The organism is Polynucleobacter sp. 78F-HAINBA (genome assembly GCF_018882325.1).
GTDB lineage: Bacteria > Pseudomonadota > Gammaproteobacteria > Burkholderiales > Burkholderiaceae > Polynucleobacter.
This window is the reverse complement of the sequence record NZ_JACVOQ010000001.1, coordinates 68,620-81,400: the sequence shown is the minus strand read 5'-3', so window position 1 is coordinate 81,400 and position 12,781 is coordinate 68,620. Positions and strand designations below refer to the sequence as shown.

General features: G+C 46.9%; 9 protein-coding genes. 7 read left to right on the top strand and 2 right to left on the bottom strand.

What is annotated here, in order from left to right:
- Window positions 1-13 precede the first annotated feature (13 nt).
- Complete coding sequence (locus ICN11_RS00375) at window positions 14-1,024, top strand: class 1 fructose-bisphosphatase (protein ID WP_216228641.1); 1,011 nt, start codon at window positions 14-16, stop codon at window positions 1,022-1,024.
- A gap of 100 nt (window positions 1,025-1,124) precedes the next feature.
- Here the strand turns inward: ICN11_RS00375 and cphA (ICN11_RS00370) are convergent, their stop codons facing one another.
- Together cphA (ICN11_RS00370) and cphA (ICN11_RS00365) are read right to left on the bottom strand one after the other, a co-directional pair.
- Window positions 1,125-3,695: a cyanophycin synthetase gene (cphA, locus tag ICN11_RS00370; RefSeq protein WP_216228640.1), complete on the bottom strand. Its 2,571-nt coding sequence runs from the start codon at window positions 3,693-3,695 to the stop codon at window positions 1,125-1,127.
- Entirely contained in the window at window positions 3,696-5,888 is a 2,193-nt protein-coding gene (gene cphA, locus ICN11_RS00365; RefSeq protein WP_216228639.1) for a cyanophycin synthetase, read from the bottom strand.
- A 208-nt stretch (window positions 5,889-6,096) separates the two neighbouring features.
- Here cphA (ICN11_RS00365) and ICN11_RS00360 point away from each other — a divergent pair, with 208 nt between their 5' ends.
- From ICN11_RS00360 to ICN11_RS00335, 6 genes are all read left to right on the top strand, one after another.
- Window positions 6,097-8,445, top strand: coding sequence for an ABC transporter ATP-binding protein (locus ICN11_RS00360; RefSeq protein WP_216228638.1), 2,349 nt, complete (start codon window positions 6,097-6,099; stop codon window positions 8,443-8,445).
- Entirely contained in the window at window positions 8,442-8,918 is a 477-nt protein-coding gene (locus ICN11_RS00355) for a DUF1854 domain-containing protein (RefSeq protein WP_216228637.1), read from the top strand. Before ICN11_RS00360 ends, ICN11_RS00355 begins: the two co-directional genes overlap by 4 nt.
- Window positions 8,919-9,104: 186 nt before the next feature.
- On the top strand, window positions 9,105-10,103 hold the full coding sequence (locus ICN11_RS00350) for a tripartite tricarboxylate transporter substrate binding protein (RefSeq protein WP_216228905.1): 999 nt from the start codon (window positions 9,105-9,107) through the stop codon (window positions 10,101-10,103).
- A gap of 85 nt (window positions 10,104-10,188) precedes the next feature.
- Complete coding sequence (locus ICN11_RS00345) at window positions 10,189-10,716, top strand: tripartite tricarboxylate transporter TctB family protein (protein ID WP_216228636.1); 528 nt, start codon at window positions 10,189-10,191, stop codon at window positions 10,714-10,716.
- Window positions 10,717-10,756: 40 nt separating this feature from the next.
- Window positions 10,757-12,256, top strand: a complete 1,500-nt coding sequence (locus tag ICN11_RS00340) for a tripartite tricarboxylate transporter permease (RefSeq protein ID WP_216228635.1) — start codon at window positions 10,757-10,759, stop codon at window positions 12,254-12,256.
- Window positions 12,257-12,353: 97 nt separating this feature from the next.
- The gene (locus ICN11_RS00335) at window positions 12,354-12,725 is read left to right on the top strand and encodes a DUF2946 domain-containing protein (RefSeq protein WP_216228634.1); all 372 of its coding nucleotides are present in this window, start codon (window positions 12,354-12,356) and stop codon (window positions 12,723-12,725) included.
- Window positions 12,726-12,781: the final 56 nt, after the last annotated feature.

Below are 12,781 nucleotides of genomic sequence, written 5' to 3'. Positions count from 1 at the left end.
GGAGAAACTCCTTTTGAGCGCTTCAAGTACTTTTAATACCAATTTCAAGCAATACCTGACTTCTACCAAGGTGAAGGGTGCAGACGTTCCTGCGGGCCTACAAGAGTTGCTATTAGCAGTTGCTGATACTTGCTCAACCTTGAGTCATGAAGTTGCTCAAGGCGCCTTGATTGGCTTGCTGGGCTCTGCTGGCACTGGCAATGTCCAGGGCGAAGTTCAGCAAAAACTGGATGTGATTGCCAACGACTTATTAATTGATGGTGTACAGGGATGTAAATCATTGGCTGGTCTAGCCTCTGAAGAAATGGAGTTGCCGCTCCCGGTTCAAGGTACTGGCGATTATTTATTGCTATTTGATCCATTGGATGGCTCTTCAAATATTGATGTGAATGTATCCATCGGCACTATTTTTTCTGTGCTCAAGAAACAAGATCCTGCAGCGCCATTACAGACGGAAGATTTCTTATTGTCAGGCCGTCACCAGGTGGCAGCCGGTTACGTTGTATACGGCCCACAAACCACTATGGCATTAACTCTGGGTGATGGCGTAGTGATGTTCACCCTCAATAAAGTGACCGGTGAATTTGTCTTGATTAAACATGCTGTCGAGATTGCTCACTCAACCAAAGAGTTCGCTATCAATATGTCGAACATGCGCCACTGGGCTGAGCCTGTCCGTCGCTATGTCGATGAGTGCTTGGCTGGCGTGAGTGGAGAGCGTGATAAAGATTTCAATATGCGCTGGATTGCATCCATGGTTGCTGATGTGCATCGCGTCTTATCGCGTGGCGGTATCTTTATGTACCCTTGGGATCAACGTGAGCCGCATAAGCCAGGAAAGCTCCGTCTGATGTATGAGGCAAACCCAATGAGCTTCTTAGTAGAGCAGGCTGGTGGTGCATCGACCAATGGTGATCAACTGATTATGGATATGGTTCCCACCGAACTACATGAGCGTGTCTCTGTCATGTTGGGCTCCAAGGAGGAGATTGAGCGACTCCAGCACTATCACTCTCAGACATAACTAGCTCCCAATATCTCTTAGTTGGCAGTAAATTAAAAAAGCCCAATCAGTGATTGGGCTTTTTGTATTTCAGATGGTCGCCTGAAAATCAATCACAGGATTAAGGTTGTACCTTCTCTTTAAGGTAGGCCAGAGATTCTTCTACCTGGTCAATCAGGATTAGGCAAATATCGCCAGCAGATAAATCATTGAGGGCGGTGTCAATGGAGAGGAATTCACCGGTAATTTCTTTAACTTGTTTGGCTTTCTTGGTGCCTACCAAACCTTCTTGTAGAAGCTTAAGAACTTCCCCATCTTCTCGACCACGTTGACACTGATCTTGATAGAGGATGACATTGTCAAAGCTATTGCCAAGAATGCGGGTTAAATCACGAATATCTTCATCGCGACGATCGCCGGCACCGCTAATGACGACATGGCTCTTTTTGGGCTTCATAGCCTCGATAGCACTTGCTAAAGCACGCATGGCATCTGGATTGTGACCATAGTCAGCAATCACAGTGGCGCCTTTGTGCTGGAATTGATTGAAGCGTCCTGGTACTGCGTTAGCTGAGCTCTCAAAAGAATGAAGTCCACGTGCAATTTTTTCGGCATCTAGACCTAAAGCCCAGCCAGCACCGATGGAGGCCATTGCATTTTCAATTTGGAAGCCTAAAACACCATTTTGAGTTAACGGAATCTCGCTCACAGGGAAGCGGAACAGTACGCGTGCTCCTTTTGAGCAGACGATATAGGTTCCATCAAAATAGATTACTTTTTTATTCTTGGCGCGATGGGCTGCAATGACGGGGTGGTGTTGATTCTGTGCAAAGAAAATCACGCGACCAGTGCAAACATCGCCCATCTTCACAACTATCGGATCAGCAGCATTCAGAACTGCAGCGCCGGTTGGTGCAACGTTCATCACAATGACGCGTTTCAGAATCGCCAAGTCTTCTACGCTAGTGATGTAGTTAAGACCTAAGTGGTCACCTTCACCAATATTGGTCACAACCGCAACTTCACAGCGGTCAAAGCCAAGGCCTTCACGCAACATTCCTCCGCGGGCTGTTTCTAATACGGCAGCATCGACATCGGGATGCATGAGGACGTTGCGTGCACTCTTAGGGCCGCTGCAATCACCAGAATCAATTAGGCGATGGTTGATATACACACCATCAGTAGTTGTCATGCCAACGCGTAAACCAGTCTCATTCAATAAATGAGAAATCAGACGAACCGTAGTGGTTTTGCCATTGGTACCGGTGACGGCTACCACTGGAATACGACCATCTTCGCCTAGTGGATACATCATATTGACGATATCTTCGCCAACAGGGCGGCTCTTGCCATAGGAAGGCTTGAGATGCATACGTAGACCTGGTGCAGCATTAACTTCAACAATGCCGCCACCTTGAGTCTCTAAAGGCTTATAAATCGCCTCACATAGAATGTCGACACCAGCTATATCTAAGCCAATCATTTGGGCGGCTGCAATTGCGCTGGCAGCTACATCTGGATGAACATCATCAGTCACATCGGTGGCGGTGCCGCCAGTGCTGAGATTGGCATTATTGCGAAGTAAAACGCGCTCACCAGTCTTGGGAACATACTGTGGGCTTAAGCCATTACTTGCTAAATGTGCAAGAGCGATGTCATCAAAACGGATTTTGGTTAATGCAGTTGCATGACCATCGCCGCGCAATGGATTTTTATTTTCTAGTTCAACTAGTTCAGCAACACTATGCCTGCCATCACCAACCACTTGAGCGGGTTCGCGACGTGCGGCAGCGGATAAGCGATTACCAACCACTAGCAAGCGGTAGTCAGCGCCAGGTAGGTAACGCTCAACAATGGTTTCACGTCCGAAGGCTTGCGTAACTACAAAGCCTGCGCGAACCTCTGATTCAGTTTGAATGTTGGCGACAACACCTTTGCCTTGATTGCCGTCTTTAGGCTTAAGAACAATCGGACCGCCAATCTTTTGGGCAGCGCGCCACGCATCATCAGCAGTCGTAACCACTTCGCCAATCGGAACGGATACACCCGCAGCTGCCAACAGATTCTTGGTGAGCTCTTTGTCTTGCGCAATGGCTTCTGCGATTGCGCTGGTGTCACTAGTCTCGGCAGCTTGAATGCGCTTTTGCTTGCTACCCCACCCAAACTGCACCATGCTGCCTTCAGTCATGCGGCGATAGGGAATGTTTCTTTGTACAGCAGCATCTACGATAGATCCGGTACTTGGTCCTAAGCGCACATCTTCATACAAAGCTTCTAATTCGGAGAGGGCGGCCGCTAAATCAAATGGCGCGTCATTGAGGGTCGCTTGAATTAAACCGAATGCAAAGTCAAAGGCCATGCGCCCGACAACTTCTTCGGTGTACTCCACTACGACTTGATAAACACCTACTTCAATCGTTTGCACTGTGCGGCTAAAGGTTACTGGACAACCTGCTTGAGACTGAAGCCCTAAAGCAGCATGTTCTAGAGCATGTGCGAGAGAGAGGATTTCATTATGTCCGCCACGGCGCATGCTACCTAATTGAGGAAAGCGCTCACGAATCTTGATTTCAAACTGTGGGATTGAATCGATGGAGCGTTCTGTTTCGTCGCAAGAAACAATTGCCTCTAGGGCTGTGTGGCGGCTCCATAAATTTGGGCCGCGCAACATGCGAATACGGGTGATTTCCAATTAAGCCCCTGCTGGAATAGTGGCGTCAGAAGCAAAGGTTTCAGCGCCAGCTTCGATTACGTTGAACGGAATATCTAAGGCCCAAGCTGCAGCAATCGCAGCGCCGAGATTCATGGGTTTCCATGGTTCGCTGGCGCTAGACTCCGAGTTGCGTGGCACCGGAATGCTCTTTTGATCGTGCTTTGCAGATTTCAGGGTAATTTGTTGATTACCAATCATCACGACACGACCACCATTCTTAAGATGCTCTTGCGCAATCGGGGATGCAGAGTCTTGGGTAAAGAAGATCACTTCACCATCACACAGCTCTGCCATGTCTGCAACCATAGGATCATCTGCATTGAGAACAGCAACTCCAGTTGGTAGCACTACGTCAACTTGAGTCCTAACAATGCTAAATACTTGATCTTCATCATAGATAGCGTATTGCGGGAAGTTGGCTTTTGGATCGATATTCAAAACAACGCCTACTTGGCAGCGGTCATAAGCTAAGCCTTCTATCAGCATGGATAGATTGTTGTTCTCGATAACGGCCGCTTCAACGGCGCGATTCAATAAAGTGCGACGGGCATTTTCCCAGTTGGCAGCATTGCTCTTTTGGATTGAGCGATGACCAAAAAATAAACCCTTGCTACAAGACAATCCAACATACAAATTAGTGAGTCGCAAGAAGTGGGCAATCATTTCAGCGACAGGAGTTTTACCTCTAGCACCGCAGACGCCTACTACTGGAATGCGGAAATCAGTGCCTGGTGGGAAAAGATGATTTGCAATCTCTTTACCAACAGGTTGAGGTTTACCGCTCGCAGGTTTTAAATGCATCAATAAACCTGGGCCAGCATTCACTTCAACAATTGCGGCATTCTGCTCATCTAATGGCTTGCTAATGTCTTGTGCAACAAGGTCAACACCAGCAATCTCCAGACCCACAACGCGGGCGGCTAGAGCCACTTGGCTGGCTACTTCTGGATGAACTAAATCGGTGACATCAAACGCTACGTTGCCATTACTTTGAATGAGTACTTTTTGCTCCAAGGCCGGAATACTTGCGCCAGTGAGTTTCTGGCGTGCAAGCTCTAATTCCACCGCAGAATCAATGCGCACGGGATTGAGGGGATGCTCTTCAGCAGTTCCTCGACGTGGATCAGAGTTAATCTGAATTTGAATGAGTTCAAGTACGGAATGTTTGCCATCACCGGTAACCCAAACGGTTTCGCCTTTAGCTGCTGCAACCACTTTGTTGCCAACGACCAGCAAACGATGCTCGTCACCAATAATGTGTCGTTCTACTAATACTTCGCTACCTTCATCAATTGCCACGGCATAGGCAGCTTCAATTTCTTGTTGGGTGTATAGATTGATAAAGACACCGCGACCGTGATTGCCATCGATTGGCTTGACTACAACTGGCAGACCGATATCTTGCGCCGCTTCCCATGCGTCATCAGCGCTGGTAACGGTACGGCCTTCAGGTGTAGGAACTCCTGCGCTAGATAGAAGACTCTTAGTAAGATCTTTATCACGAGAAATCGTTTCAGCGATTGCGCTGGTTTGATCTGTTTCAGCTGTCCAGATGCGACGCTGCTTAGCGCCATAACCAAGTTGTACTAGGTTGCCTTCAGACAAGCGAATAGAGGGGATGCCGCGTTCTTCAGCCGCATTCACGATGCAGGCAGTGCTTGGTCCAAGCAATAGATCGTCACCCAGCTCGCGCAGTTCTTCAATGATGGTGCTAACAAGAGCAACAGGATCTTTGGTGTCTTGAGCTAAAGCAAGGTAGAGGTCACGAGCGTATTTGAGCGCAGTGAGAGTAACTTCTTCGTTAATCGCGCTCACCATGACTTTGTAAACGCCACGACGATCACCGTCGCGTGCTTTACCAAAGCCGCCGGGGATGCCAGCTAAATTTTGTAATTCCAAGGTGAGGTGCTCAAGGATATGAGCAGGCCAAGTGCCCTCTTCTACTCTTTTGAGAAATCCACCAGCTTCGCCATAGCTGCAGCGGTGTTCTTGAAGGCTGGGGAGTGCTTTGACTAGGCGGTCATAAAACCCAGGAATGAGGTTAGAGGGGAAATCCTCTAACTCACCGATATCGAGCCAAACCTCAATAACGGGATGGTAGGTCCACATATTGGGGCCGCGGAGATGCTTGACACTCAAGATCTCAATGGTTTTATCTAGTAATTGGGGCATATGTGGAATGGGGTCTCAGCGCCACCTCAGAAGGTGAGGGCGTGGGTGACTCAGACTATCTCTCTGGTTCTAGTAATTATTCAAAATCCACAAAATTAGCAAAAATACACAAAAAAGCCTACTTCGTTAATTTAACGGCTTTCTGCCCTGTAAAGTTGACAGACTTACTAAATCTAAAAAATCTAGCTCCACTATACTTTTAGGACTAATGAAGCCAGAAATTTCCCTAATCGCCCCCACTTTGCCTACACAATGGACTGGCGTTTTAGAGGCACCTCAATCCCCAGTAAAAGACCCTAACTCAATACTGGCATGGGTTGAGTTGGATCTTGATGGTGAGATGCGCTTTGAAAAAAGCCTCCTTTGCCTTATCCCAACGGGCTTATTTTGGACCGATGGCACTCTCTCAGAATTCTGGCCTATTAGCTCTGGGGCGCATCTTTTGCATGGAGATCATGCTGGAGTGGGGCACCTCAAGCTAGAGTCCGAGACCAGTCTGTTGCGGCTTTGGTATTTCACCTTGGCTGTTAATCCTCAGGTATTGCGCCTACAAAGTAGCTTTAAGCGCTTAATAAGGGGTGATCAGGTCACTAAAGAGCCTGAGGCTTCTGAATATGACAAGCAGGTTTGCCCAGTTTGTTTAAGTCCCAAGCCTGCCAATTCAGATGCTTGTCCAACTTGTGACCCAGAGGAGGATGCCCCTCCATCGACTTGGACTTTATTTAAGTTGTGGCGTTTTGCCCGCCCCTACAAAAAGGAGCTTTTACTGGGTTTCGTGCTGACCTTGCTTTCTACCGGTGCCACGCTCATTCCGCCATATCTGACGATGCCTTTAATGGATCACGTCTTGATTCCCTATGAAAAAGGCAATCCGATTGATTTTGCTTTAGCTACTAAATACCTTTTGGCTTTATTTGCTGCGGCAATCGTAGCCTGGGGCTTGGGTTGGTGGAAGACTTATCTACTAGCCTTGGTGAGTGAGCGCATTGGTGCTGATTTGCGCAATACGACTTTTGAGCATCTACTCAAATTGTCTTTAGAGTATTTCGGCGGCAAAAGAACGGGTGACTTAATTGCGCGTATTGGCGCTGAGACTGACCGCATTTGTGTATTCCTATCCCTCTACGCTTTGGACTTTGCTACCGACGTCATCATGATTACGATGACAGCAACAATTTTGGTGTCAATTGATCCTTTGCTCGCATTGGTCACTTTGGCACCATTGCCATTTATCGTGTGGATGATTCATGTAGTGCGAGACAAACTCCGTTTTGGGTTTGAAAAAATTGATCGTGTTTGGTCTGAAGTAACCAATATCTTGGCCGATACGATTCCGGGTATTCGGGTAGTGAAAGCCTTTGCTCAAGAAGATCGTGAGCTCAAGCGTTTTGTCGATTCCAATAAACACAATTTACAAATCAATGATCGCGTCAATCGCGTATGGGGATTATTTTCCCCAACAGTCACACTTCTAACTGAAACGGGCCTCTTGGTAGTGTGGGGTTTCGGCATTTGGCAGGTTGCGCATCAAAAGGTTACTGTTGGTGTGTTGATTGCATTCCTTGCCTATATTGGGCGCTTCTACATTCGACTCGATTCAATGAGTCGCATCGTTTCTCATACGCAAAAAGCAGCTGCTGGGGCTAAGCGTATTTTTGATATCTTGGATCATGTCTCGAGCGTTCCTGAGCCAATCAATCCAGCGCCCTTGGACGAAGTTAAAGGCCGAATCTCCTTGCGGGGCGTTGGTTTCCGCTATGGTAACCGCGCAGTCTCTAAAGGCATTGATCTAGATATTGCTCCTGGAGAAATGATAGGTTTAGTAGGCCATAGCGGCTCTGGTAAAAGTACTTTGGTGAACTTGATTTGCCGCTTCTATGATGTGAGTGCTGGTTCTATTGCATTGGATGGGCGCGATATTCGTAGCATCGGAATTGCTGACTATCGCAAGCGCATTGGCTTAGTTTTACAAGAGCCGTTTTTATTCTTTGGCACGATTGCAGAAAATATTGCTTACGGAAAACCGGATGCAACTCGTGAGGAAATTATTGAAGCAGCACGCGCTGCACATGCCCATGAATTTATTCTTCGCTTACCACTAGGTTATGACTCATTAGTAGGCGAGCGCGGTCAATCACTCTCTGGCGGTGAGCGTCAACGTATTTCAATTGCACGTGCACTCTTAATTAATCCAAGCATTCTGATTTTGGATGAGGCTACTTCATCGGTAGACACCACTACTGAAAAAGAAATTCAGCGCGCTTTGGATAACTTAGTTAAAGGGCGCACCACCATCGCGATTGCCCATCGACTTTCTACCTTAAGAAAGGCAGACCGCTTGGTTGTGCTTGATAAGGGTGAGATTGTGGAGATTGGCTCGCATGATGAGCTCATGGATGCACGGGGCGCTTACTACGCCTTGTATCAAGCGCAGTTACGCCATGCTGCCGAGTTGGTTGAAGGTGGCGCTATTGGTGAAAGCATTGAAGAAAGCAAAAATGAGCGTGAAGAAGAGCGCCTGCAAGTGATCGCTAAAGAAACTGGGGGCGGTGTATGAGTCAACATCAAAAGCCGCATACGCTAGAGCGTGACGCCCTTGGGTGCCTAGTATTGATTGATGCCGCTGGCACACGCCACGTAGGCGTTTATCCCGTCAGAGCCTTCCCGATTACATCACCCAGCACCGGAATCTCCATCATGGATCAGTCGGGTAAAGAGTTATGCTGGTTTGATGGGATCACCGCTATTCCGGAGACTGAGTTAGCTCTGATTAATGAGGAGCTAGCTGCCCGTGAGTTCATGCCTGTGATTGAAAAAATCACCAGGGTGTCTACTTTTGCCACCCCGAGTATTTGGGATATTGAAACTGACCGTGGCCCCACCAGAATTCGTCTCAAGGGCGAGGAAGACATTCGCCGAATTGCTGGCAACACGCTGCTGATTGCAGACTCCAATGGCCTTCAATTTTTGATTAAAGATTCCACTCAATTGGATAAAGTTAGCAAGAAACTTTTGGATCGATTCCGCTAAGAATTTTTCCCAGAAAATTTTTATAGGGTTAGTACTTATAAGCTAGTGTTACCCCTAACTGCCCATTTAACAATTATTGATGGCAATCAAGTATTAGCACCTCTTTTTGGATAAAAATCCACACATAACAAAGAGAAGCCAAAGTAAGATTGGTATTCAAATTTTTTTGGAGGAGCGTTCATGAAGATGAAGTTAAAAGGGGCATTGATTTCCACCGCATTAGCCCTCGGTGCTGCTAGTGTTTCACCTGCTTTTGCTGCTTGGGAACCAACCAAGCCAGTTGAGTTCATTATTCCTGCCGGTCCTGGCGGTGGTGCTGATCAAATGGCTCGTATGATCCAAGGCATCATCACAAAAAATAACTTGATGAAACAGGCAGTGATTCCTGTGAACAAGGGTGCAGGCGCGGGAGCTGAAGGTTTCTTGGCAATGAAAGAAGCTAAGGGCGATCCAAATAAGATCGTGATTACGCTCTCCAACTTGTTTACTACTCCATTAGCAACAGGTGTTCCATTCAACTGGCAGGACATCACTCCAGTGGCGATGTTGGCACTTGACCAATTCGTTTTATGGGATAACGCTGACAAGCCTTACAAAACTGCCAAGGAATATATCGACGCAGCTAAAGCAGCTGGTCCTGGCAAGTTCAAAATGGGTGGTACTGGATCTAAGTCTGAAGACCAGATCATTACTGTAGCGATTGAAAAAGCAACTGGTGCTAAGTTCACATACATCCCATTCAAAGGGGGTGGCGACGTAGCTGTGCAACTCGTTGGTAATCACATTGATTCTTCTGTGAATAATCCAATTGAAGCGGTTGCTCAATGGCGTGCAAACAAATTACGTGCATTGTGCGTATTTGATGACACACGTATGCCTTACAAAGAAAAGATCACTGCAACTCAGTCTTGGAATGATGTTCCAACTTGTAAAGAAGCTGGCGTGTCAACTGACTACGTGATGTTGCGTGGCATTTTCATGGCTCCTGGCGTAACTCAAGAGCAAGTTGATTACTACATCAACGTGTTCAAAAAAGTACGCGAGACACCAGAGTGGAAGAAGTTCATGGCTGATGGTGCATTCAATCAGACATTCATGACTGGTAAAGAGTTCAGAAATTGGCTCACATTAAATGAAGCATTACATAAGCAGTTAATGGCTGAAGCTGGATTCTTGGCTAAGTAATTTTTGAGAAATTAAATAGGACCCCTAAAGCGGGGTCCTATTTTTTGAGCAAGCGTAACTACTAACTTTATTTAAAAATATAAAAATGTCTGAACATACAAACAATACAAATCAAGACTCAGTCATTAGCGTTAGAGCGATGGACATCGTTACATCGATCGTGTTCCTGGCAATTGGCCTGACAGTGATGATTGGTAGTCTGAAGTTGGGTGCTAGCTGGGGTGTTGATGGCCCAGAGGCTGGTTACTTCCCTTTCTACATCAGCTTAATCATCATGTTATCTAGCACGGTTACTTTGTATCAAGCTGCAATCGTGAACAAGAAAAAGAAAACCGAATCCTTTGTTGATAGTGAGCCTTCCAAGCAGGTGATGGCGGTATTGCTGCCGGCGATCATCTTTGTGCTTGGCGTGCAATTGATTGGCATTTATGTTTCTGCGGCCCTCTACATCGCGGTCTTCATGGTGTGGTTAGGTAAATATCCAATTTGGAAGGCAGTTGCTGTCTCCGTTGGAGTGAGCGCGGCTCTTTACCTCATGTTCGAATACTGGTTCCAGGTTCCATTGCCACATGGCTCATGGTTCAATCCACTCGAATTTGTGGGCGTGCAATAAAAACAATAACTATTAAAAAAGATTAAAAAAGGAGTCCAAGTTGGAAGAAATTAACGCTCTATTCAACGGCTTTGCCGTTGCAATGACACCCTTTAACTTGCTGTTAATGCTTGTCGGTGTAACTCTTGGTGTGATTATTGGCGTATTGCCAGGCTTAGGTGGCGCAAACGGTATTGCGATTCTGTTGCCATTAACCTTCACCATGCCACCAACTTCAGCGATCATCATGTTGTCCTGTATTTACTGGGGTGCATTGTTTGGCGGTGCGATTACATCCGTGCTGTTTAATATCCCTGGTGAACCATGGTCTGTTGCGACAACCTTTGACGGTTATCCAATGGCTCGTAATGGCAAAGCTGGTGAGGCGCTGACAGCTGCATTTACATCTTCTTTTGTGGGTGCGTTCTTTGCGATTGTGATGATTACCTTCTTGGCACCGTTGGTTGCGAAGTTTGCTCTCCAATTCGGTCCGCCAGAATTCTTCTCGGTCTACCTCCTGACCTTCTGTAGTTTTGTGGGTATGAATAAAGGTTCGCCATTCAAGACAATTTCAGCAATGATGTTGGGCTTTGCTTTGGCTACCGTTGGTATGGACACAGTGACAGGTCAGTTACGCTTAACTTTCGGTAACCCAGAGTTGATGCGTGGTTTTGACTTCTTGATCGCGGTTATCGGCTTGTTCGGTATTGGCGAGATTCTTCTTTCAATGGAAGAGGGCTTGGCCTTCCAAGGTGCTGCAGCGAAAATTCGCGGTAAGGTTGTTTGGGAAACTTGGAAGCAGTTACCAAAATATTGGGCAACTTCATTGCGCAGCTGCTTGATCGGTTGTTGGATGGGCATCACTCCAGGTGGTGCTACCCCTGCATCTTTCATGGCTTACGGTGTTGCAAAACGCGTATCTAAAGAAGGTGACAAGTTTGGTACTGGAAAAATGGAAGGTATTGTTGCTCCAGAAACAGCAGCTCACGCTGCTGGTACAGCTGCCTTGTTGCCAATGTTGTCATTAGGCATTCCAGGATCACCAACAGCTGCTGTGTTGCTTGGCGGTTTGTTGATCTGGGGCTTACAACCAGGCCCATTGCTCTTCGTTGAGAAACCAGACTTTGTTTGGGGTCTGATCGCGAGTATGTACTTAGGTAACTTGGCAGGCTTGTTTGTTGTATTAACTTGCGTTCCATTGTTCGCCTCAATCTTGAGAATTCCGTTCTCCATCATTGCTCCAGTCATTATTGTGATTTGTGCGGTTGGTGCATACACCGTCCACAACGCGATGTTTGACGTTTGGTTGATGTTGGGCTTCGGTGTGCTGGGTTATGTCTTCAAGAAACTCGATTACCCAATGGCGCCTATGGTCTTGGCCTTGGTGTTAGGTGATCGTGCAGAAGACTCATTCCGTCAATCCATGTTGTTCTCACAGGGAAGCTTAGATATTTTCTTCTCTAACCCATTGGTAGGCGGTATTACAGGTCTTGCATTGCTTTTACTATTCTGGCCATTAATTGGTAAGTTTGTAGGCAAGAAAAAAGCTGCTGCAGCATAAGAGTGAAATCAGCTAGAAATAGCGAATTCATAAGGGAAAAGGGGCGCAAGCCCCTTTTTTCATGCCTAAATTAAAATTCCGATAAAATCTTCCCATCATGAATTTCCGCAAAAATCGCCTCATTCACTGGATTGCCGCTTTAGCAATCGCAATGAGTGCGCTTGCGCCAGCAGTTTCTCAAGCGGTATCGCTAGCAAAGCATGGTCAAGGTTTTGCGATGGAAATTTGTGCAGCTGACGGCACTAAGTTGCAGATCAATATTCAAGGCGAAGATCAAACAGATCGTGCAGAAGCGCAGCCTTGCCCATATTGCATTGCTCATACCGCCATTACGCCAGCATTCAATACAAACCTCACATTCCAAGCGCCGCAAACACTTGCTTTGCTGCCACAGCTTTTCTATCAATCACCCAAGCCTCTTGCTGTTTGGGTAACACCTCCCTCAGCAGCGCCTCCTACACAAGCCTAAATCTTTTTAGGGCATAGCCAAGCTATGCGATAGGCGACAACAAGTTGCCGCAATCT